This window comes from Cedecea sp. B1(4) (assembly GCF_059414925.1).
This window is the reverse complement of the sequence record NZ_JCAHMZ010000006.1, coordinates 429,636-452,061: the sequence shown is the minus strand read 5'-3', so window position 1 is coordinate 452,061 and position 22,426 is coordinate 429,636. Positions and strand designations below refer to the sequence as shown.

The window sequence follows — 22,426 nt, the reverse complement described above, 5'->3', positions numbered from 1 at the left end:
TTTATCCCAAAGATTTGGCAGCATTAAAGTCTAAAAACGGAAATTGTTAACCGATCTGCCCATTACCCAGGTGCTTCACGCGGCGTTTCACCTCTTCTTGCTTACCGGCGTTGAACGGGCGAGCATCCGGGCTGCCGAGATAACCGCATACGCGGCGGGTAACCGACACGCGCGCCGCATCGTGGTTACCGCATTTCGGGCAGGTAAAGCCCTTGTTGGTACATTCGAACTCACCGGTGTAGCCGCACTCGTAACATTCATCGATTGGCGTATTGGTGCCGTAGTAAGGCACATGTTTGTAGCTATAATCCCATACGTCCTCCAGCGCTCGAAGGTTGTGCTGGATGTTCGGGTACTCGCCGTAGCAAATGAAGCCGCCGTTAGCTAGAGGTGGGTAAGGTGCTTCGAAGTCGATTTTGTCGTAAGGATCCACCTTTTTCTCCACGTCGAGGTGGAAACTGTTGGTGTAGTAGCCTTTATCCGTCACGCCAGGCACGACGCCAAACTCCGCGGTATCCAGACGGCAGAAGCGGTCGCACAGGTTCTCACTTGGCGTGCTGTAAAGACTAAAGCCGTAGCCGGTTTCTTCTTTCCAGCTGTCGGTGGCTTCGCGCAGGCGGGCAACAATGGCAACGGCCTTCTCGCGCAGGGTTTCGCTGTCGTACACATGTTGGTTACCGAACAGGGCATTCACCGTTTCATGGATGCCGATATAGCCCAGGGAAATAGACGCCCGGCCATTTTTAAAGATCTCAGATACGTCGTCGTCGGCGTTCAGGCGCACGCCGCAGGCACCTTCCATATAGAGGATCGGGGCCACTCGGGCTTTGACGCCTTCCAGGCGGGCAATGCGGGTCATCAGCGCTTTACGCGCCAGCAGTAAGCGATCGTCCAGCAGTTTCCAGAAGGTGGCTTCATCCCCTTTGGCTTCCAGCGCAATGCGCGGCAGGTTCAGGCTGATCACGCCGAGGTTGTTACGCCCGTCGTGGATCTGCTCGCCGTTTTCTTCGTATACGCCGAGGAAGCTGCGGCAGCCCATTGGCGTTTTAAACGAACCGGTGACTTTCACCACCTGATCGTAGTTAAGGATGTCCGGGTACATGCGTTTGGAGGCGCATTCCAGTGCCAGTTGCTTAATGTCGTAGTTGGCGTCGCCGAACCTATGGTTCAGGCCGTCCTTGATCGCAAAGACCAGTTTTGGGAACACCGCGGTCTTGCGATTTTTACCCAGGCCGGCGATACGATTGCGCAAAATAGACTTCTGGATCAGGCGGGACTCCCAACTGGTGCCGAGGCCAAAACCAAAGGTGACAAACGGCGTCTGCCCGTTGGCGGTATGCAGGGTATTCACTTCGTATTCAAGGGACTGGAAGGCATCGTAGCACTCCTTCTCGGTGCGGGAGTGAGCATATCCCTCCGCGTCGGGGATCTGCCACTCTTCAGCAATTTTACGGTGCTTGTTAAAGCTTTCGGTCACAAACGGGGCCAGCACTTCGTCGATGCGGTTGATGGTGGTTCCGCCGTAAATATGGCTGGCAACCTGGGCGATGATCTGCGCGGTAACCGCCGTTGCGGTAGAAATGGATTTTGGCGGTTCGATCTCGGCGTTACCCATTTTAAAGCCGTGGGTCAGCATACCTTTGAGATCGATAAGCATGCAGTTGAACATCGGGAAAAACGGAGAGTAGTCGAGATCGTGATAGTGAATATCGCCGCGCTCGTGCGCTAGCACCACATCGCGCGGCAGCAGGTGCTGCTTGGCGTAGTGCTTGGCGACGATCCCGGCCAGCAGGTCGCGCTGGGTGGGGATCACTTTACTGTCTTTGTTGGCATTCTCGTTGAGCAGGGCGGAATTAGTCTGCTCAACGAGGCCACGAATTTCCTGGTTCAGGCGGCCACGCTTTTCGCGCTCAATATCGCGGTCATGGCGATACTCAATATAGGCGCGCGCCAGCTGCTTGTAGTTTCCGGCCATGAGCTGGTTTTCCACGGCGACCTGGATCTCGCCGATGTCGACCTGGCTGCGACCGGCCATCTGCTGACTGACGATATCTGCGACGGTGGCGCAATAGTCCGCGTCATCGACTCCCGCTGCTTTAGCTGCACGCAGAATGGCTTCTCTGATGCGCTCTGAAGTGAAAGGTACCTTGCACCCGTCTCTTTTCATCACATGCGGTGTCATGATTTCTCCGTTTATTTTTAGGTTATCCACAAATGTAGGGGGATCTCCGGGAGCTCGTAGCCAGTTGTCCTGTCGAAACTTCCCGAAAGTTGGCCCTTTTTATCCACAGATAATCCCCAAACTTATCCTTAGGGCGTTGTCGTTATAATAGTCGATGAATACAACATGTAGGGCCGAGATGCATTCTAAGTTCTATATATAGTGATTTGCATCAAACATGTTTGCGATTTTATTGATTCAGAACAAAGTAAATCGGGGGCGGTAGAAACGGCGGGCGTTGTCTATTGGAGGGAAATTATCCGATTAATTTTTCGTATAAATATTCTACAAACACCCGAGTCTTTGGCGGGATTTTTCCTCCGGCATACTTCACCCAGAGCTGCTGTGGCTCGGGGGCTGAACCCTGCAAAATCGGCGCTAATTTACCTTCGGCGATGGGACGGGTGAGATACCAGTCGGCGAGATAAACGATCCCCATGCCGGACAGCGCGGCATCCATCAGAGAATCCGGCGAGGTGGAGATAAACCAGGCTGAAGGCTCATCAAACAGCGTTTCGTTATTCATCCACTGCTGAAGGCGCCCGGTGCCGGAGTTACGGTGGATGAGGCAGCGATGCTTCGCGAGATCTTCCGGCGTTTGTGGTGTTCCGTGTTGAGCTAAATAGGCCGGTGACGCCGCCGTAATCATTTTCGAGGTATACAGCTCGCGCGCCACCACGCGGTTATCTCTTACCGTGCGGTGGCCGATGGCTACGTCAATGCGCTCGCCAATGAGGTTGACGCTGCGGGCTTCCATCGACATCTCAAAGCGAATCAGCGGATAGCGCCGCTGGAATTCGGCCAGGATTGGCATCAGGCAGTGGCGGCCAAAGCCAGGGATCACGCTGACGCGCAGCAGCCCCGAAGGTTCCGCCCCCGGATTAACCAGCGCCTGGTTCAGCGCCTGCCACAGCGGAGCGACCTCTTCACGCAGCGCTGTCCCTTCTTCGGTCAGCATCACAAAGTGCGTATTGCGCACAAAGAGCACGATGCCCAGCCGCTGCTCAAGCTGGCGAATGCTTTTGCTCACCGCCGCGGGCGTAATGCCCAACTGACGAGCTGCCTCGGAAAAACTCTGGCAGTCTGCCGCTGCCAGAAAAGCGGGAATGAGCCGATGAACGTCTGCGGAAAGTATCATGCTTGTAACCTTTGGTTGAAACAGATGTGCCATGTTATGGACTACAGGTAAGCCCTGTCATCTGAAAAGATAGCCTCATCCCAAAAATGAGGTCTGAAAGATGAATAAAATATTAGTGCTGGCGGCACATCGTGCCCCTGAAGAATCCCGTATTAACCGCGCTGGCATTACGGCCCTGAAAAGCATCGCAGGCGTCACCGTGCACGAACTTAAGCGTGAGTACCCGGATCACCAGATTGACGTTGAGCGTGAACAGGCGCTGCTGATGGAACATGACGCGATTGTGCTGATGTTCCCGTTCTGGTGGTACAGCTCCCCGGCGATCCTCAAAGACTGGCAGGATCAGGTGCTAACCTTTGGCTTTGCCTACGGGACTAACGGCACCGCGCTGCACGGCAAAAAGCTGATGGTCATGACGTCGACGGGCGGCCAGGCGGAGGCTTATCGTGCAGAAGGTGCTAATCGCTATACGGTGGAAGAGCTGCTGCTGCCGTTCCACGCGATGGCGAATAAGACCGGTATGATCTGGCAGACGCCTGCGCTTATTCAGGGGGCGAATACAATTACGGAAGCGCTGATCGACGAAGGCGTTAACGGCTGGCTGAGCCGGGTTCAGGCGTTGAAAGGGTAATTTTCACCCCTCACCTAACCTTCTCCCCGTGGGGAGAAGGTTAGGTGAGGGGCATTTTTCCAGACTAACGCTTAATCCAGTACACCGCCTCAAACGGTCTCAGGCTCATCTCCGCAGGTTTAGGGGCGGCATCAGCGTAGTTACTCATCAGTACTTCCCATTCGCCTTCGTGCCCTTCCAACTGCAGCCATTGCGCCTCTGCGCTAAGGTTCGCGGCAACTACCAGCGTCTGGCCTTCATGTTGGCGGCTGTAGCTCCACACCAGCGGGTGCTCCGGCAGCAGATCCTGATAATTCCCCCAGGTCAGCACCGGCTCTGTCTTACGCAGCTTGATCAACTGCTGGTAGGTATAGAAGACTGACTCTTTGTCCTCCAGCGCCGCTGCGGCATTGACCGTCTGGTAGTTATCGCACAGGCCAATCCACGGCGTGCCTTCGCTAAAGCCGGCATTACTGCCCGCATCCCACTGCATCGGCGTGCGGCTGTTGTCGCGTGACTTACTGGCAAGAATAGACATCAGCGTGTCGCTGTCGCGTCCAAGGGTTCGCAGCTCGGCAAACATATTCAGGCTTTCCACGTCGCGGTACTGATCGATGCTGGAGAAATGCGGATTGGTCATCCCAATCTCTTCCCCCTGATAGATGTACGGCGTGCCTTGCATGCCGTGCAGCACCATCGCCAGCATCTTCGCGGAGGTGGTTCGCAGCTCGCTTTCGTGACCAAAACGGGACACGATGCGCGGCTGGTCGTGGTTACACCAGAACAACGCATTCCATGCCACGTTGTGCATACCCTGCTGCCAGTGGTTGAAGATTGACTTCAGCTCCACGTAGTCAGGTTTTGCCAGCGTCCATTTCTCACCGCCGGGATAATCCACCTTGAGGTGATGGAAGTTAAAGGTCATCGACAGCTCGCTGCCGTCGAGAGCGCCATATTTCTGGCAGTTATCCAGCGAGGTGGAGGACATCTCGCCGACGGTCATCAGGCCGAGCGGCTTAAAGGCATCGCGGCTGAATTCCCGCAGGTACTCGTGAACCCGTGGGCCATCGGTGTAAAAACGACGCCCATCACCGCCGTTCACGTCATTCGGGAACGTCTGGTCTTTTGAAACCAGGTTAATTACGTCGAGGCGCAGGCCGTCTACGCCGCGGTTGGCCCAGAACTCGCAAACCTTCTTCAGCTCGGCGCGAACCGTCGGGTTTTCCCAGTTAAGGTCCGCCTGCTCAGGCGCGAAAAGGTGCAGGTAGTATTGCCCGGTTTCCGCCTGCCACTGCCAGGCGTTGCCGCCAAACTTCGAACGCCAGTTATTCGGCAGAATATCCGGCGTGCCGTCGCGCCAGATATAGAATTCGCGGTACGGGCTGTGTTTATCCTGCGCCTGCTTGAACCAGTCGTGCTCCGTGGAGGTGTGGTTAAACACCATATCGAGCACCAGACGAATACCGCGCTGGTGGGCTTCGGCCACCAGCAAATCAAAATCTTCCAGCGTGCCGTAGGTCGGATCTATCGCGCAGTAGTCAGCGACGTCGTAGCCGTTATCTATCTGAGGCGACACATAAAACGGCGTCAGCCAAATGGCATCTACACCCAGCGTTTTGAGGTAATCCAGACGCTGAATCACGCCCTTCAGATCGCCGGTCCCGCTGCCGGTCGTGTCCTGGAAACTCTTCGGGTAAATCTGGTAGATGACGCCGTTCTGCCACCACGGAGGAGTGATATTCATAGCGAGTTCCTGCTAGCTGAAGGGGCGGAATTGCCCCATAAACTGATGACAAACTTCTGGCGTAGAAAGAACCGTAAGTGCCATCAAAAATAAACAAGGAAAATCAATGGGCTGATTTTCAGCTGATAACCCACAAAGCGAGAAAAAGTCACTTTGCTCTGACGAAAAGGGGGGGGCATTTCTGCCCCCGGTCTATCTCACTACACCACCAGCAGCGTGCCCTGGCGGAATTTACGCTTGTAGACGATGGAGGTCAGGATAATCGGCACAATCACCGCGATAACAATTGCAATGGCGTAGACACCCCAGAACTTAGGCTGAATGGACAGGATGCCCGGCAGACCGCCGACGCCAATCCCGTTCGCCATCACGCCGTTCAGGCCGCACAGCAGGCCAGCCAGGCCTGAACCGACCATCGCGCACAGCATCGGGAAGTGGTACTTCAGGTTGATCCCGTACATGGCCGGTTCGGTTACGCCGAGGTAGGCAGAAATGGCCGCCGGGACGGAGATTTCACGTTCATTCTGCTTGCGGCTACAGATAATGATGCCGACAACCGCAGAAGCCTGCGCGATGTTAGACAGCGCAATCAGCGGCCAAACCGGTGTCCCGCCCAGGCTCTGGATCATCTGCATGTCGATGGCCAGCGTGGTCTGGTGAACGCCGGTAATCACCAATGGTGCATACAGGAAACCAAACAGCGCGGCGCCGATAGGGGCGAAGCTGCCGGTCATCAGGTGGCGAACCGCGAACGCCACGCCGTCGCCGATCATACGGCCAAACGGTCCGATGACGGTGTGCGCCAGGAAAACAGCCAGGATCAGCGAGCAAACCGGCACGATAACCAGATAAAGATAATCCGGCACGATGCGTTTCATACGAGTTTCGATGAAGCCGAGCGCCAGACCGGCCAGCAGTGCCGGGATAACCTGCGCCTGGTAACCGACTTTCTCAATAGTGAACCAGCCGAAGTTCCACACTTCCGGGATCTTGGTGCCCAGTTCGTAGGCGTTCATCAGCTGTGGGGAGACCAGCGTAACGCCCAGCACGATGCCGAGGATCGGCGTGCCGCCCATTTTCTTCACCGCAGACCAGCAAATGCCCACCGGCAGATAGAAGAAGATCGCTTCACCAATCAGCCACAGGAAGTCATAGACGGTTTTCAGCGCCGGGTACATCTGGGCAAGGGTTTCCCCGTTGCTCATCGGCAGGTCGCCAATGACGTTACGGAAACCGAGGATCAAACCCCCGCTGATCAGCGCTGGCAGCAGGGGGAAGAAGATCTCTGCGAAGTGGGAGATCAGCTGCTCGTGCCATTTCATGTTTTGACGAGCCGCCGTCTTGGCCTGCTCTTTGTCGGCGGAGTCCAGCCCGGTCGTGGCGATCAGCGCTTTGTAGTAATCATCCACATCGGTACCGATAACCACCTGGAACTGGCCGGCATTGGTAAAGCAGCCTTTCACCATGGGCAGATTTTCGATCTCTTTAGGATGGGCATTTTCGGGATGGTTCAGCACAAAACGCAGTCGGGTAATGCAGTGGCTGACGGTGGCGATATTCTCGCGCCCGCCAACCAGTTCGATCAGTTTGTCGATGTCTTGTTGTTTTACTTTGCTCATAAGTAACACCCTGGGTAGGAGGTAATGACCTGTTGTAAGGGTAGCCAGGTTTCTATATTGCGAAAATGGGAACGTTCCCGAAACCGGGCGAAGATCACAAAATCCCGTTCAGGGACGGTTTTATTGCAGGTGACTAGGAATGACGATTTGCCGCAGCTGTTGGTCCTGAGAAATCTGCCCGATCAGCTGTAAAGCCGCGGCGCGACCGGCTTCGGCGTAGCCTGGGTCAACGGTAATGATTTCAGGATGCAAGAATTTCATCAGCGGCGTGTTCCCCACGCTCGCCAGTTGAATATCGCTGCGATTTTGCTGCTGGAGATATTTGCTAGCGCCCAGCGCCAGGGTGTCGGTGGCGCACAGCAGGGCGGTGGTTTTCGGGGTCAGAACTTCAACCACATGCTCGTAGCCCTGCTTCATGGCAAGGCCGGGCAGGGCGGCATTTGGAACGATATCGTGGTCACGGCAAAAAGCGAGATACGCCTGGTGGCGGCGGTAACCGGTGGTGACGTCGCCGTGCGGCACGCCAAGGAAGCTGATATCCCGGTGACCCTGCTGATAAAGCGTAGACATCAGGATGTGAATGGAGCCTTCATCGTCATAACACACCGAAGCGAAGCCGCTGGCATCGCGCGCCATCAGCACCAGCGTGGAGCGCCACGGCTGCAGCACCTTCTCGTTGATGCCGGTGAAGCCAAACAGAATCACGCCGTCGATGTTACGGCGGCGCAGCATGCCAAGATGCTCCTCAACCATCTCTGGTGAGAACTGGCTTTCCATCATGATCGGGTCATAGCCCTGCTCGTAAAGGCAAGGCAGCATGGTTTGCACCGCCAGATTTTCCGACAGGGAGTCCAGGCGGGTCACAATAATGGCGACGACTTTGTCGCTTTGCCCGCGCATCGCGCGCGCCGAGCGGGAAGGGGAAAACTCATGCTGCTGCATTACCGCTTCAACCCGTTCCCGCGTGCGGGCGCTGACGCCGCTTTCATTGTTCAATACGCGAGAAACGGTAGATTTCCCCACGCCGCTCAGGCGGGCAATATCTTTGATGGTAAGGCGACTTTGCATGGTTGTTCTTTTCCCTGGCGGTCACGGTGCAAATTGGTTGGTTAGACAATGGCGGCTAGCCCTGTTCCCTTAGGGACACGAATGCAGTGATTGTCACTCGTTTGCCACCAACCTGTAATCCGGATTATTTAGAATATACTTACCAGGATTAAAATTTTAACGCTCTATCCCGTTCCCGATATGGGCAAAATCTGGTTTACAGACGGTTTAGTTTTACGGGCGTAGTATACCGGGCATTCTCATTATGCCAGAAGGCGTAATGCTATTTTTCTTTCAACGCTACCGGAGATGACATGGAACCCGATCCCAGTCCTCACCCTGAAGTAACAGGAATTTTCCGGTAAGCCACAGGTTAACGCCCGCTGCCTTACCGGTTTTGTAAGGCAGTGACGACCGCTCTCTTTTACGTCCCTGCTTGTTGATGCTCTCCTGCCTGGTGCAGCTTTGTTGCGCCTGCAGGAAACTTAGGTACCGCTCAAGACGGTGCTAAGGACGTTTATGCAATTCAAAAACCTCACACGCCAGCTGATGTCCCAGCTGAGCCGCCATCTGCCGCGCCGCCTGGTGCAGCGCGATCCTATGCCTGACGGGAAAGTGGTGGCAAAGGCCGCCGATATTCCGGCGACGCTGACCCAGGCCTGCCTGAAATATGCCGCCGCCAGCGAAGAGCAGCTCTACGTTGAGTTTGGCAGCCACCCGGAAGGGCTGGACGCTCGCGAAGTCGAAAAGGCGCGCGAAACCCACGGTCTGAACCAGATCCCGGCGCAGCAGCCCGCGCCGTGGTTTGTGCATCTCTGGGTTTGTTACCGCAACCCGTTCAACCTGCTGCTGACGGCGCTGGGGATTTTCTCCTACGCAACGGAAGATGATCTGTTTGGCGCCAGCGTCATCGCGCTGATGGTGGTCATTTCCACGCTGCTGAACTTCATCCAGGAAACCCGCTCCACCCGCGCGGCGGATGCGCTGAAGGCGATGGTGAGCAACACCGCAACCGTGCTGCGTGTTATCAACGATCAGGGCGAATATGCCTACGTTGAAGTTCCGCTGGACCAGCTGGTGCCTGGAGACATTGTTAAGCTTGCTGCGGGTGACATGATCCCAGCCGACCTGCGCGTGATACAGGCGCGTGACCTGTTTGTAGGTCAGGCGTCGCTGACCGGGGAATCTCTGCCGGTCGAGAAAGTTGCCGTCAGCCGCCAGCACGACCAGCACAACCCGCTGGAGTGCGACAACCTCTGCTTTATGGGTACCAACGTGGTGAGCGGCACCGCGCTGGCCATGATTATCGCCACCGGCGGCAACACCTGGTTCGGCCAGCTTGCCGGGCGTGTCACCCAGCAGGAAAGCGAACCTAACGCCTTCCAGCGGGGTATCAGCCGCGTAAGCTGGCTGCTGATCCGCTTTATGCTGGTCATGGTGCCGGTAGTGCTGCTGATTAACGGCTTCACCAAGGGCGACTGGTGGGAAGCGGCGCTGTTCTCGCTCTCCGTTGCCGTCGGCCTGACGCCGGAAATGCTGCCTATGATTGTGACCTCCACGCTGGCGCGCGGGGCGGTCAAGCTGTCGAAGCAAAAAGTCATTGTGAAGCACCTGGATGCTATCCAGAACTTTGGCGCGATGGACATCCTGTGTACCGATAAAACCGGCACCCTGACGCAGGACCGCATTGTGCTGGAAACCCATACTGATATCTTCGGTGAGCAAAGCGATCGCGTACTGCATACCGCCTGGCTGAACAGCCACTACCAAACCGGCCTGAAAAACCTGCTCGACGTGGCGGTACTGGAAGGCGTCGATGCCGATCACGCCCGCACGGCGGTTGCCCGCTGGCACAAAATAGATGAAATTCCTTTCGACTTTGACCGTCGCCGCATGTCGGTTGTGGTATCTGAACAGCCAGATGTGCATCAGCTAATCTGCAAAGGCGCGCTGCAGGAGATCCTCAACGTCTGTACCCACGTGCGCCACGGCGATGAAATCGTACCGCTCAGTGAAGGGATGCTGACGCGCATTCGCAGCGTAACCGACTCGCTAAACAGCCAGGGTCTGCGCGTCGTTGCCGTTGCCACCAAATTCCTGCCAGCCCGCAGCGCAGACTACAGCCGCGTGGATGAGTCCGATCTGATCCTCGAAGGCTACATTGCCTTCCTCGATCCGCCGAAAGAGACCACCGCTCCGGCGTTAAAAGCCCTGAAAGCCAGCGGCATCGCGGTGAAAATCCTGACCGGCGACAGCGAACTGGTCGCGGCGAAAGTATGCCGTGAAGTCGGTCTGGAAGTAGGCGACCTGATTATCGGCAGCGACATCGAAGAGATGAGCGATGACGAGCTGGCTCGTGTGGCGCTGCAAACCACGCTATTTGCCCGCCTGACGCCGATGCACAAAGAGCGCATCGTTCGCCTGCTGCGCGGTGAAGGCCATGTGGTTGGCTTTATGGGCGACGGCATCAACGATGCTCCAGCGTTACGTGCGGCGGATATCGGTATTTCCGTTGATGGCGCGGTGGATATCGCCCGTGAAGCTGCCGACATCATCCTGCTGGAAAAAAGCCTGATGGTGCTGGAAGAGGGCGTGATTGAAGGCCGTCGTACCTTCGCCAACATGCTCAAGTACATCAAAATGACCGCCAGCTCCAACTTCGGCAACGTCTTCAGCGTGCTGGTGGCCAGCGCCTTCCTGCCGTTCCTGCCGATGCTGCCGATTCACTTACTGATTCAGAACCTGATGTACGATGTCTCCCAGGTCGCAATCCCGTTTGATAACGTCGATGATGAGCAAATCAAGCAGCCGCAGCGCTGGAATCCGGCCGATCTGGGCCGCTTTATGGTGTTCTTCGGGCCGCTCAGCTCCATCTTCGATATTGTGACCTTCGGCGTGATGTGGTGGATTTTCAAAGCCAATTCCCCGGAAGCGCAAACGCTGTTCCAGTCCGGCTGGTTCGTGGAAGGCCTGCTGTCTCAGACGCTGATTGTGCACATGATCCGTACCCGTCGTATTCCGTTCCTGCAAAGCCGTCCGGCCTGGCCGCTGATGGTGATGACGCTGCTGGTGATGGCGCTCGGGATTGCGCTGCCGTTCTCCCCGCTGGCGGAATATCTCCACCTGCAGGCGCTGCCGCTGAGCTACTTCCCGCTGCTGGTGATCATCCTGGCAGGCTACATGATGCTGACTCAGGCGGTAAAAGGTTTCTATAGCCGCCGTTACGGCTGGCAGTAATCCAAAAAATGGCGAGATGTGATCCACATCTCGCCGCCGCCTTGCTGAAAAATCCTCCACGTGATAACAGATTGTTTTTGCTATTTTCTGGCCCGTCACGTGAAAGGATTATCCATGTTCAAATCGCTTCGTCTTAGCCTGCTGGCCGCAGGTATCGCCGTTGCCTGTCAGGCGCAGGCTGCCCCGGCAGGGGATCTCCCGTTAATGCCCTGGCCGCAGCAGGTCGAACTCCCGGCCACGCAGGGCAGTTTACCTCTGACTAACGCCGTGTCTATCGCCATTAGCGGCGATAAGCTCGACGGGGCTATTGACCGCTGGCGGCAGCGTATCAGCCTGCAAACTGGCTGGCAGCTTCAGCCCGCGGCGGCACAGCCGGGCAAACCCACGATTGCTATTCAAATCAAGCAAGCCGTTGATCCACTGCCTAAAGCAGACAGCGACGAAAGCTATGCCTTAAGCGTGACGGCGGACGGCGTGAAGCTCACCGCTAACACGCGTTTTGGCGCGATGCGCGGCATGGAGACCGTCCTGCAGCTTATTCAAAATGGCCCGCAAAACACGTCGATTCCTTATGTCGAAATCAAAGATGTCCCGCGTTTCCCGTGGCGCGGGCTGCTGCTTGATTCGGCTCGCCATTTTATGCCGGTGAACGACATTCTCCGCCAGTTGGACGGGATGGCCGCCGCCAAGCTGAACGTCTTCCACTGGCACCTGACGGACGATCAGGGCTGGCGCTTTGCGTCGACTCATTATCCAAAGCTGCAGCAGCTGGCGAGCGACGGGCAGTTCTATACACAGGCGCAAATGAAACAGGTGGTACGTTATGCCACCTCGCTGGGCATTCGCGTGGTGCCGGAAATCGATTTGCCTGGGCACGGCTCAGCGCTGGCGGTGGCTTATCCGGAACTGATGAGCGCGCCGGGGCCTTACCAGATGGAGCGCAACTGGGGCGTTCTGAAGCCGTTGCTGAACCCGGCTAACGAAGACGCCTATAAGTTTGTGGATACGCTAATTGGCGAAGTTACCGCTATTTTCCCGGACAGTTATCTGCATATCGGCGGTGATGAGGTAGACGATAGCCAGTGGAAAGAAAACGCCGCCATCCAGCAGTTTATGAAGCAGCATAATCTGGCGGACTCCCACGCGCTGCAAACGTATTTCAACCAGCGGCTGGAGAAGATCCTCGAGAAACATAAGCGCCAGATGATGGGCTGGGATGAGATTTATCACCCAGATCTGCCGAAGAACATTTTGATCCAGTCCTGGCAGGGGCAGGATTCGCTGGGGGCGATTGCGGCCAACGGCTACAAAGGCATTCTGTCCACGGGCTTTTACCTCGATCAGCCGCAGTCCACCGCCTACCACTACCGCAATGAAGTGCTGCCGGTTGGGCTGAACGGCGTGGATCATATTAGTGAAGCCGACAGCACACAGAGCTGGTTCTTCAGCATGCCTCGTCTGAAAGGCAGCGCGGTAGAAGGCAGCTTCACGCTGGTGAAAAGTGACGGCGGCTGGCGCGGATTTATCGACTTCAAGGGCAAATCCCGCCGTGCAGTTCATGACGTAAAATGGCTGAATCCAACTCAGGTAACCTTTGCGGTAGACACCTGGATGGGGGAAACGCGCCCGGTAGTCACGCTGGAAAACGACAAGCTTAACGGCTACTTCCTGGTGGGCAACGTGCGCTATCCGGCGACCGGGCAGAAGCTCGAAGGGATCCCGGATGGCAAACAGCCTGTGGTCCCAACTGAAGCGCAGATGAGCAATATCCTTGGCGGCGAAGCGGCGCTGTGGGCGGAAAACGTGATCTCCCCGCTGCTGGATATCAAACTCTGGCCGCGGACTTTTGCCGTAGCCGAGCGGCTGTGGTCGGCTAAAGACGTCACAGACGTGGACAATATGTACCAGCGTATGCAGGCCATTGATGCCTGGTCCACGGTCTCCGTTGGCCTGCGTCAGCACACCGAGTCCGTTACGCAGCTCACTCGCCTCGCCGGTACACCGGAGATCATGCCTCTGCAAATCCTCGCCCAGGCCATTGAGCCGGCGCAGTACTACACGCGCCAGCATCTGAAGTTCCAGGCCGGGAATTACAACCACTTTGAGCCGCTGAACCGCTTTGCCGATGCGCTTGGGGCAGAAAGTGGGCAGGTCAGGGCGATTAACGGTTGGGTGGACAAACTGATTGCCGACAGGGAAGACGGGAACAGTGCGGAAGCGTTGCGCCATATCTTCACTCGCTGGCAGAACAACACCCCGGATGTATTGGCGCTGATCGACGGCAACTACGTGCTAAAACCGCTCAAGCCGGTTGCTGAAGACGTGGACAAGCTCGCCGGGCTGGGCTTAAGGCTGACGGATTTGGTGGCGAAGCAAGGTTCGCTCAGCGATGACGAGCTGAAAGCCATTCAGGCTCAGTTGGATACTGCGGCGCAGACTCGTGATGAAGTGGTGATTGCGGCGGTGTATCCGCTGGAGAAACTGCTGCGGGCTGCCGTGAAGTAAGAAAGAAATGGCCCCGTGAAAGCGGGGCCAGAAGCAAAGCGCGGCGGCGAACTAGCGGCGAACGGCGATAGCTTCGATTTCGATTTTTACGTCTTTCGGCAGACGAGCCACTTCAACGCAAGAGCGAGCCGGGAAGGTCGCGTTATGTTCGTTGAAGAAGGCTTCGTAGGTGGCGTTCACGGTCGTGAAATCATTCAGATCTTTCACAAACACGGTGGTTTTCACGATGTCGCCCACTTTCAGGCCCGCGGACTCAACGATAGCCTTCACGTTTTCCAGGGACTGACGAGCCTGAGCAGCTACATCTTCCGGCACTTCACCGGTTTTTGGGTTCACCGGGATCTGCCCGGAAGTGATGATCATGCTCCCGAGATCGACACCCTGAACATAAGGACCGATAGCGGCCGGTGCATTTTCCGTGCTAAGCGTACGTGACATACTTTCTCCTTAGTATTGGATATAAACTCCCGCCCATTATAGGGACGGGAAATTGCTTGTCATTAGTGGTTGTTAATCTACCAGAACCACGTGGCGAGCGAACTCTTTCTCGCAATACTTGCACTTCAGGCTGATATCGTCGGCGCGCTGCTTCACGGCGAACGAAGAAGCCACCGGCTCGTTGTGGCTGATGCAGTTGGTGTTCGGGCACAGCAGCACTTTCTCGATCCGATCCGGCAGGCTTGGGGTGCTTTTGCCCACCACTTCGTATTCGTCGATGCGGTTCACCGTGGCGTGCGGGGCGTACAGCGCCAGCTGATTCACCTGCTCGTCAGTCAGGAAAGTATTTTCAATTTTGATCAGATCTTTGCGGCCCAGCTCGCGGGACGGCAAATTCAGGCCGATGGTAATGCGCTGATCGGTTTCGGTTAGCTGGAACAGGGTCAGCAGCTTAAAGCCAACCTGAGCCGGAATGTGGTCGATAACGGTGCCGCGCTTGATGGCTTCAACCTGTAATTTATTATCGTGCGTCATCTTCTTATCCTCTCACTTAAACCAGTTCGCGATTCAATACCAGCGCCAGCAGCGCCTGGCGAGCAAAAATACCGTTCCCGGCCTGCTGGAAGTACCAGGCATGCGGCGTGCTGTCTACGTCGGTGGTGATCTCATCCACGCGCGGCAGCGGGTGCAGTACCTTCATGTTGCCGCGTGCGCCGGTCAGGTCGGCGGCGCGCAGGATAAACTGCGCCTTAACGTTGGCGTACTCAGACGGATCCAGACGCTCTTTCTGCACGCGGGTCATATACAGAATATCCAGCTCGCCCACCACTTCGTCGATAGACTCGTGGCGGCTCCAGGCAATGCCTTTTTCATCCAGCATGTCGAGAATGTACTGCGGCATCGCCAGCGCAGTTGGGGCGATGAAATAGAAGCGGTTGCCGTTGAACTTCGCCAGCGCCTGGGCCAGCGAATGCACGGTGCGGCCATATTTCAGGTCGCCGACCATGGCGATATTCAGGTTCTCCAGGCGGCCCTGAGTTTCCTGAATGGTGAATAAATCCAGCAGGGTTTGGGTCGGGTGCTGGTTCGCGCCGTCACCGGCGTTCAGTACCGGGATCTCACCGGAAAACTCGGTGGCCAGGCGGGCCGCGCCTTCCTGCGGGTGGCGCATTACGATGGCGTCCACGTAGGTACTGATGACGGAGATGGTATCTGCCAGCGTCTCACCTTTCTTGCCCAGCGAAGTGTTGCTGCTGTCGGAGAAACCCACCACGGACGCGCCCAGACGGTGAATGGAGGTTTCAAAAGAGAGACGGGTTCGGGTCGACGCTTCAAAGAAGCAACTGGCGATAACTTTGTGCTTCAGCAACTCCGGCTGTGGATTAGCTTTTAGCTTTGCCGCGGTTGCCAGCACCAGTTCAAGTTCTTCACGACTGAGATCATTGATGGAAATGATGTGTTTTTTATAGAGCGGGTTAGTCATGCTTCTCTCCTGTTCTCGGGCCGACGGGCAAAAAAAAGGCCCCTCAACGAGGGGCCTTAGCAATTTGGGAATTTAGACATTCGACGGTGCAACGGGAAGAAAAACGCCCTGCCGCGTCTGCTTTCAGACGTCGAGCTGCGACATTTTTTTGAACACAGTAAACCATGCTTCCTCCCGGCAAATTGTGGCGCATTATACGCGCGTGGGTGTTCTCTGCAAGCGCTAAAATCACACTTTTTCAGGGGCGCTGCAATCGGTTGCGGTGCATTCAGGCCTGGCCCAGCATACGCATGATGCGGCGATGCACCAGCGGCGTTTTTTGCACTTCACGCGGCGCAATCCAGACCACGCTGCTGCCGGCGACCACGCCCAAAATCTCTGCGATGGCGTGATGATCGAGAATTTTTGCTATCGCTTTGCCGTAGCCTGACACCGTATGCACCATGACAAATTCACTGTTGTGCTCAACGCTTAACACCATCTCGGCCACCGAACGTGCCGCGTTGGGCTGGGGCAAAGTCTGCGGGCTAAGAGCATAGATTTTTTGCCCTTTGGCATTGCGCAATTTTATAACGCCCAGCAGCTTGAGCAGGCGGGAGACGGTGGACTGACTGATGGCTTCGAAGCCATGCTGTTTCAGGTCATGGCGCAGTTGCTCCTGGGAGTGATAACTCTTGTGGCTGATGAGCTGTTGGCACAGTTCAAGCTGGCGCTGCTCTTTCTCGAACGAGAGGCGGGATGTCCTCATGATCTCTATACACTCCTGTGATGGCCGGTGCGTTTTCATTGCACGGTTGATGAACGTAATTTATTGATAGAAATGATTTTTATTAATATTACCTTTTTAAAATGTCGCCAATGGATGGAGATGAAGCGTTTAACGCCACAATCGTGGCGTTAATGGCGTCAGGCTATCTGTAAATTTCCACTTATGACCAGTTTTAATGTCCATGCGGCCAGAGCCAGAATGGCCACGGCGATCGCCAGTTCATAGCTTTTCAGCAGCGGCTGACCCTGGGTTTTTTTCTGCCACAGGAAGACCAGAATGCCCGGCGTGAATAACAGCGAGCTCAGCAACATCGAATCGCCTGCGGCGTAGCAAAGCCAGAAGCCGTAAGCCGTGGCAATCAGGCCAAGCGCGATGCCGCCGGTTCGTGATTCCCCCAGTCCATAGCGCTCCCCGGTCCAGGCCAGCTTCAGCCCGTAGGCCGCGCTGAACAGGTACGGAGGTAAAATGGCCGCCGTGGCAATGGAGAACAGCGCCTGGTAGCCGGCGGCGTAGAACAAGGTGAGGATCAGGAAGAGCTGAATTAAGCCATTGGTGATCCACAGTGAAAACGAAGGTGAATGACGGGCGTTCTCTTTGGCGAAAATTTTAGGGAAAATGCCGTCAATTGCCGCGACGCGCGGTAATTCTGCGGCAAACAGCGTCCAGGCCAGCAGCGCGCCGGCTACGGACAGAATCACGCCTCCGGCAACGAACTTCGCTCCCCATGCCCCGACCACGCTTTCCAGCACGCCGGCCATCGACGGATTCTTCAGCCCGGCCAGAGCGGCCTGATCGAGGATCCCCATCGACAGCACGCTGACCAGCACGTAAATCGCCAGCGCGCCCAGTAGACCAATGACCGTCGCCTTACCGATATCCTCACGTTTTGCCGCCCGGGCGGAAACAACGGTTGCCCCTTCAATGCCGATAAACACCCAAGTAGTTACAAGCATGGTGTTTTTAACCTGGTCGAAAATTTCCGGGCGAGATCCTTCGACCAGCATCATGCGGCCCCAGAAATCCGCCGTGAACACACCAATCCGAAAGGCAATCAGCACCGCGATAATAAAGACCAACAGAATGATGACCTTGACCACGGTGAGGATGGTGTTGATGTAGGCGGCTTCTCGCACCCCGCGAAGGACCAGGGCATGTACCAGCCACAGCACAACGGAGGCGCCGATAATGGAAGGCAGGTTATTCCCGTCGCCAAAAACCGGAATGAAAAAGCTCATGGCGCTGAACAGCAATACCGCGTAAGAGACGTTCCCGAGCCAGGCGGAGAACCAGTAGCCCCAGGCGGACTGGAAGCCAATAAAGTCGCCAAACCCGGCCCGGGCATAGCTGTAAACGCCGCCGTCAAGATCCGGGCAGCGAGCGCTGAGGTTCTGATAAATAAACGCCAGGCAAAGCATGCCGACGCCGGTAATGGCCCAGCCGATCAGCAATGCGCCGGGGGACGCTACCGAAGCAAAGTTTTGCGGCAGGCTGAAAACGCCCCCGCCAATCATGGAGCCTATAACCAGCGCCACCAGCGCGCTGAGTCCGAGTTTTCTTTCACTGCTTGTGGAGGTGTCTGCGGCACCTTCATGGGTAACATCGGCCATTTCCTTTTCTCCCGCTGCGCGAAGCAGCACAAGGGCAATACGGGCAGCGAGGGGTTCCCACTGCCCGACAGCGTTACGCGCCGAGCGTGGCGACCATCACGGCTTTTATGGTGTGCATGCGGTTTTCGGCTTCGTCGAAGACAATGGAGTGTGTTGACTCAAAGACTTCCTCGGTCACTTCCAGCCCTTTCAGGCCGTAGGTTTCTTCGATCTCTTTGCCGACTTTGGTGTGTTCGTTATGGAAGGCAGGCAGGCAATGCATGAACTTGACGTTCGGGTTGCCGGTCGCATTAAGAACGCTCTGGTTAATCTGGTAGGGCGTCATGATGCTTACGCGTTCAGCCCAGGCTTCTTTAGGCTCGCCCATCGAAACCCAAACGTCCGTGTAGAGGAAATCCACCCCCGCAACGCCTTCTTCCACGCTATCCGTCAGCATGATGCGGCCGCCGGTTTCTTTGGCGATGGCGCGGCATTGCTCGACCAGCGCCGCTTCAGGCCAGAAGGCTTTCGGTGCGACAAGACGAATATCCATGCCCATTTTGGCTGCGCCCACCATCAGGGAATTGCCCATGTTGTTACGGGCATCGCCGAGATAAGCGAAGGAGAGATCCTGCAGTTTTTTACCCGGAGCGTGCTCCAGCATGGTCATCAGGTCGGCGAGGATCTGGGTCGGGTGAAATTCATTGGTTAGCCCGTTCCACACCGGCACGCCAGCGTATTCCCCCAGCTCTTCGACAATGTCCTGGCCATAGCCGCGGTATTCAATCCCGTCGTACATCCGCCCCAGCACGCGAGCGGTATCTTTCATGGATTCTTTATGGCCGATTTGCGAGCCGCTTGGCCCCAGATAGGTCACCAGCGCGCCCTGGTCAAACGCGCCAACCTCAAAGGCGCAGCGGGTACGGGTGGAGGTTTTCTCGAAGATCAGCGCGATGTTTTTACCGCATAGCGTTTTTTTCTCCGTTCCGGCCTGTTTGGCGGCCTTCAGTTCACGGGCCAGGTCGATGAGGTACTGAATTTCTGCCGGTTTGAAGTCGAGGAGTTTCAGGAAATTACGGTTTTTTAGGTTGATAGTCATTTTCGTTATCCTTTGAATGAGAAGTTTTTTTACCCTCACCCCGGCCTTCTCCCTGGAAGGGAGAGGGGGGAAATGCTGGTGATTCTGTTCCGTGTCCTGTCCCCTCTCCCCTTGGAGAGAGGGTTAGGGTGAGGAGGCTTTCATGGCTCCCGAATTAACGTGCCTTTCTCCCCGGCCAGAATTGCCGGGCCATCCTCCAGCGCACCTATCCCGGCGATACCGTGGCAACTGGCGACAAAGTGACTGCAGGCGGACACTTTTGGCCCCATCGAGCCTGCATCGAAGCTCATGCTTTCAAGCTCGGCTGGCGTCACGCTGGTGAGCGGGCGCTGCGCTGGCGTGCCCCAGTTGAGATAAACGGCGTCTGCGTCGGTGAGGATCAGCAGGGCGTCGGCCTCTATCTGGCGAGCCAGCAATGCGGCGGAAAGATCCTTATCAATGACGGCTTCAATCCCGTGGTAGCCGTCGGCTTTCTCCACCACCGGCACGCCGCCGCCGCCGTTACAAATAACCAGGTGGTCACGCTGGATAAGCGCCGTAATGGCATCGCTTTCGACGATGCGTTTAGGCAGCGGGGACGGCACCACGCGGCGGAAATACTGGCCATCGGCTTTTACCGACCAGCCTTTGTCACGCTCCAGGGCATCCGCCTGCTCCTTGCTGTACACCGGGCCGATGTACTTGGTCGGATTGCTAAAGGCCGGATCCTGCGGATCCACTTCAACCTGAGTCAGCAGCACGCTGACTTCGCGGTCAGGCAGATGATTTTTCAGCGCCTGCTGAAGCATGTAGCCGATCATTCCCTGGCTCTCAGCGCCGAGAACGTCCAGCGGATAAGGACTTACGTTTTGGTAGGCGCTGTTTTGCAGGGCCAGCAGGCCGACCTGCGGACCGTTGCCGTGTACCAGCACCACGCGCCAGGCGTGGGTGAGCTGGGCGATAGTTTTTGCCGCCAGCTCAATATTTTTACGCTGCAGATCGGCTTCCAGCGGTTCACCACGCTTCAGCAGGGCATTCCCGCCGAGCGCGACTACGAGAGTGGGTTTCTGTTGCATATGCTTTCCTCCCTTAAATCCCGTCGCGTTCCAGCGGGCAGCTCATGCAGCGCGCGCCGCCACGTCCGCGGCCCAGTTCATCCCCTGGAATAGGCAGGACGGTGATCCCGGCTTTGTCGTATTTCTCGTTGGTCCAGATATTGCGTTCGTAGCCGATGACCACGCCGGGGCGAACGGTCAGCACGTTGTTGGCATCGTTCCACTGTTCGCGCTCGGCTTCAAAAGCATCGCCGCCGGTGGTGATGAGCTTGACCTGATCGATACCCAGCGCTTTTTCGATGGCGTTCACCAGGCTGGTTTCCTGGTGGCGTTTGATGCCGCCGTGGCCGTCAGGGGTTAACGTCCAGCACTGCACGTCTTTGCGGACGACTTCTGGGTAAACGGAGAAGGTGTCGAGATCGAGATGGGTCATAACGGTATCGAGGTGCATACAGGAGCGGTGCTTCGGTAGCTCGACGGCAATCACGCGTGTTGCCTGTTGATGCCTGAATAATGATTCAGCGAGGAACTCAATGCCCTGAGGGGTGGTTCGTTCGGACATGCCAATTAATACCGCGCCTCGGCCAATCACTAATACATCACCACCTTCCAGCGTGGCATGATCGTAATTAATATTTTCGTCGCCGTAATACTTAATGAATTTTCCGTCGGTGAATGCCGGATGCCAGCGATAAATGGCCCTTAAGTTATTTGTTTCGCGCTGGCGAGCTGCTTTTGCCATTGGGTTAATAGAGACGCCGTTATAAATCCAGCAGGAAGTATCTCGGGTGAATAAATGGTTGGGGAGCGGCTTCATAATAAAGTCTGTTGTAGCATGAATATCCACGACCATATTTTTAATGTGTGTCGGAATTTCCCCGTAGGTCAGCCCGCCGGAAAGGCGACGGGCGAGTTCGCGATGTGGCATATCGGCCAGCCAGCCGCGAACGTCCGAGGCGAATGCCGGCCCGAGCCGGTAGTCTGAAATCTGGGTGTTCAGCAGCCAGGCCTTAGCATCGCTGACGTCCAGCGTTTGTGTCAGCAGGTCGGTTAGCAGCAGAACTTCCACACCCTGGCCGCGCAGCGTATTGGCAAAAACGTCGTGCTCTTCACCGGCGCGCTCAACGGAAAGCACATCGTCAAATAACAATTCCTGACAGTTTGAAGGGGTAAGTCTTTTCAGGCTGAGGTTTGGGCGATGCAGCATCACGCTGCGTAATTGACCTATTTCGGAGCCGACATAGTGTTTGTCCATGACTATTCCTTTGCATTAATTCGGAGATAGACGTGCCATTGGCGCAATGAATATTGCGTCGCGATTTTATTAACCTGTAGATTTGTCTTCGAGGCGTATATTAATTTCTTCACAACCATTTAATGTGATATTTATCACGCGCTCAAGGTGGTTTTTATTTGTTTTGTTATTAATTGATGGCTGTCAGAGAACGGTAATTTAACTGAGATTGATGAGTGCATAATTATACGATAAATCGTTTTTAATTATTTTGGAGTGTTAAAAATATGTAAGTTTATCCCTAAGGGTGAATATTGTAATGTATTGATTATCATTGCTTTTTATTTTCTGTTTGCATGGTTATTCATTATGGAATCTGTTTAATGCCGTGAAGAGAAGTTCACGAAAAAATAGTTATTTTTATTTTGCTATTAATGCAGTGCATGCAAACTGTGAGCGCAGCGGATTTATTCTTTTTATTTTAATGAAAACAACCGGTTGTGTGAGCTTTAAAAAGAGAGTGGGATGAGGTTATGTCCTTTTAGTGCATAAAAAATGCTGGGCGTGCATCAGACGCGCAACATTTTTAGTAATAACCAGGCGGGAGAAAAGAAAACCCCTCAGGCGGAAAGCCGCCGAGGGGCCAGGAGAAGCCCTGGGAG

16 protein-coding genes are annotated in these 22,426 nt (G+C 55.8%); 3 read left to right on the top strand and 13 right to left on the bottom strand.

All coding sequences use genetic code 11. The annotated features are described in order from the left end of the window. Positions 1-46 precede the first annotated feature (46 nt). The gene (gene nrdD, locus ACR6JA_RS14770) at positions 47-2,182 is read right to left on the bottom strand and encodes an anaerobic ribonucleoside-triphosphate reductase (protein ID WP_494493781.1); all 2,136 of its coding nucleotides are present in this window, start codon (positions 2,180-2,182) and stop codon (positions 47-49) included. Positions 2,183-2,477: 295 nt separating this feature from the next. Beyond that, positions 2,478-3,359, bottom strand: a complete 882-nt coding sequence (locus tag ACR6JA_RS14765) for a LysR family transcriptional regulator (protein WP_213715464.1) — start codon at positions 3,357-3,359, stop codon at positions 2,478-2,480. A 100-nt stretch (positions 3,360-3,459) separates the two neighbouring features. Here ACR6JA_RS14765 and ACR6JA_RS14760 point away from each other — a divergent pair, with 100 nt between their 5' ends. Continuing rightward, positions 3,460-3,990 carry an NAD(P)H-dependent oxidoreductase gene (locus ACR6JA_RS14760; protein WP_494493780.1) on the top strand — a complete coding sequence of 177 codons (531 nt, stop codon included), beginning with the start codon at positions 3,460-3,462 and terminating at the stop codon, positions 3,988-3,990. Between the two features lie 64 nt (positions 3,991-4,054). On the opposite strand, the gene treC is transcribed toward ACR6JA_RS14760, so the two are convergent. From treC to treR, 3 genes are all read right to left on the bottom strand, one after another. Beyond that, positions 4,055-5,713, bottom strand: a complete 1,659-nt coding sequence (treC, locus tag ACR6JA_RS14755) for an alpha,alpha-phosphotrehalase (RefSeq protein WP_494493779.1) — start codon at positions 5,711-5,713, stop codon at positions 4,055-4,057. A gap of 200 nt (positions 5,714-5,913) precedes the next feature. Continuing rightward, positions 5,914-7,332, bottom strand: a complete 1,419-nt coding sequence (gene treB / locus ACR6JA_RS14750; RefSeq protein WP_008454726.1) for a PTS trehalose transporter subunit IIBC — start codon at positions 7,330-7,332, stop codon at positions 5,914-5,916. 120 nt (positions 7,333-7,452) lie between these two features. Next, positions 7,453-8,400: a trehalose operon repressor TreR gene (gene treR, locus ACR6JA_RS14745; RefSeq protein WP_166877826.1), complete on the bottom strand. Its 948-nt coding sequence runs from the start codon at positions 8,398-8,400 to the stop codon at positions 7,453-7,455. Between the two features lie 498 nt (positions 8,401-8,898). Between treR and mgtA the strand changes: the two genes are divergently transcribed. Both mgtA and ACR6JA_RS14735 read left to right on the top strand, forming a co-directional pair. Further along, positions 8,899-11,616: a magnesium-translocating P-type ATPase gene (gene mgtA, locus ACR6JA_RS14740; RefSeq protein WP_213715468.1), complete on the top strand. Its 2,718-nt coding sequence runs from the start codon at positions 8,899-8,901 to the stop codon at positions 11,614-11,616. A gap of 114 nt (positions 11,617-11,730) precedes the next feature. After that, positions 11,731-14,121 carry a beta-N-acetylhexosaminidase gene (locus ACR6JA_RS14735; RefSeq protein ID WP_494493778.1) on the top strand — a complete coding sequence of 797 codons (2,391 nt, stop codon included), beginning with the start codon at positions 11,731-11,733 and terminating at the stop codon, positions 14,119-14,121. Positions 14,122-14,172: 51 nt separating this feature from the next. Here ACR6JA_RS14735 and ridA read toward each other — a convergent pair whose 3' ends face one another. From ridA to arcA, 8 genes are all read right to left on the bottom strand, one after another. Continuing rightward, on the bottom strand, positions 14,173-14,559 hold the full coding sequence (gene ridA, locus ACR6JA_RS14730; RefSeq protein ID WP_213715470.1) for a 2-iminobutanoate/2-iminopropanoate deaminase: 387 nt from the start codon (positions 14,557-14,559) through the stop codon (positions 14,173-14,175). Between the two features lie 72 nt (positions 14,560-14,631). After that, on the bottom strand, positions 14,632-15,093 hold the full coding sequence (gene pyrI, locus ACR6JA_RS14725; RefSeq protein ID WP_008454720.1) for an aspartate carbamoyltransferase regulatory subunit: 462 nt from the start codon (positions 15,091-15,093) through the stop codon (positions 14,632-14,634). A 16-nt stretch (positions 15,094-15,109) separates the two neighbouring features. Beyond that, positions 15,110-16,042, bottom strand: a complete 933-nt coding sequence (pyrB, locus tag ACR6JA_RS14720) for an aspartate carbamoyltransferase (protein WP_213715471.1) — start codon at positions 16,040-16,042, stop codon at positions 15,110-15,112. Positions 16,043-16,310: 268 nt separating this feature from the next. Further along, positions 16,311-16,790, bottom strand: a complete 480-nt coding sequence (locus ACR6JA_RS14715; protein ID WP_008454718.1) for an arginine repressor — start codon at positions 16,788-16,790, stop codon at positions 16,311-16,313. Positions 16,791-16,948: 158 nt separating this feature from the next. Next, complete coding sequence (gene arcD, locus ACR6JA_RS14710; RefSeq protein ID WP_494493777.1) at positions 16,949-18,418, bottom strand: arginine-ornithine antiporter; 1,470 nt, start codon at positions 18,416-18,418, stop codon at positions 16,949-16,951. Positions 18,419-18,491: 73 nt separating this feature from the next. Further along, positions 18,492-19,496, bottom strand: a complete 1,005-nt coding sequence (argF, locus tag ACR6JA_RS14705; RefSeq protein WP_166877842.1) for an ornithine carbamoyltransferase — start codon at positions 19,494-19,496, stop codon at positions 18,492-18,494. Positions 19,497-19,636: 140 nt separating this feature from the next. Beyond that, positions 19,637-20,551: a carbamate kinase gene (locus ACR6JA_RS14700; RefSeq protein ID WP_494493776.1), complete on the bottom strand. Its 915-nt coding sequence runs from the start codon at positions 20,549-20,551 to the stop codon at positions 19,637-19,639. Between the two features lie 13 nt (positions 20,552-20,564). After that, the gene (arcA, locus tag ACR6JA_RS14695; RefSeq protein WP_039287993.1) at positions 20,565-21,785 is read right to left on the bottom strand and encodes an arginine deiminase; all 1,221 of its coding nucleotides are present in this window, start codon (positions 21,783-21,785) and stop codon (positions 20,565-20,567) included. Positions 21,786-22,426 lie beyond the last annotated feature (641 nt).

Bases quoted from the DNA above. Each gene is read 5' to 3' on its own strand.
- ACR6JA_RS14765 (WP_213715464.1), bottom strand. From the start codon at position 3,359: ATGATACTTTCCGCAGACGTTCATCGGCTCATTCCCGCTTTTCTGGCA.
- nrdD (WP_494493781.1), bottom strand. From the start codon at position 2,182: ATGACACCGCATGTGATGAAAAGAGACGGGTGCAAGGTACCTTTCACT.
- arcA (WP_039287993.1), bottom strand. From the start codon at position 21,785: ATGGACAAACACTATGTCGGCTCCGAAATAGGTCAATTACGCAGCGTG.
- argF (WP_166877842.1), bottom strand. From the start codon at position 19,496: ATGACTATCAACCTAAAAAACCGTAATTTCCTGAAACTCCTCGACTTC.
- treB (WP_008454726.1), bottom strand. From the start codon at position 7,332: ATGAGCAAAGTAAAACAACAAGACATCGACAAACTGATCGAACTGGTT.
- mgtA (WP_213715468.1), top strand. From the start codon at position 8,899: ATGCAATTCAAAAACCTCACACGCCAGCTGATGTCCCAGCTGAGCCGC.
- pyrB (WP_213715471.1), bottom strand. From the start codon at position 16,042: ATGACTAACCCGCTCTATAAAAAACACATCATTTCCATCAATGATCTC.
- ACR6JA_RS14715 (WP_008454718.1), bottom strand. From the start codon at position 16,790: ATGAGGACATCCCGCCTCTCGTTCGAGAAAGAGCAGCGCCAGCTTGAA.
- treC (WP_494493779.1), bottom strand. From the start codon at position 5,713: ATGAATATCACTCCTCCGTGGTGGCAGAACGGCGTCATCTACCAGATT.
- ACR6JA_RS14760 (WP_494493780.1), top strand. From the start codon at position 3,460: ATGAATAAAATATTAGTGCTGGCGGCACATCGTGCCCCTGAAGAATCC.
- ACR6JA_RS14700 (WP_494493776.1), bottom strand. From the start codon at position 20,551: ATGCAACAGAAACCCACTCTCGTAGTCGCGCTCGGCGGGAATGCCCTG.
- arcD (WP_494493777.1), bottom strand. From the start codon at position 18,418: ATGGCCGATGTTACCCATGAAGGTGCCGCAGACACCTCCACAAGCAGT.
- ACR6JA_RS14735 (WP_494493778.1), top strand. From the start codon at position 11,731: ATGTTCAAATCGCTTCGTCTTAGCCTGCTGGCCGCAGGTATCGCCGTT.
- treR (WP_166877826.1), bottom strand. From the start codon at position 8,400: ATGCAAAGTCGCCTTACCATCAAAGATATTGCCCGCCTGAGCGGCGTG.
- pyrI (WP_008454720.1), bottom strand. From the start codon at position 15,093: ATGACGCACGATAATAAATTACAGGTTGAAGCCATCAAGCGCGGCACC.
- ridA (WP_213715470.1), bottom strand. From the start codon at position 14,559: ATGTCACGTACGCTTAGCACGGAAAATGCACCGGCCGCTATCGGTCCT.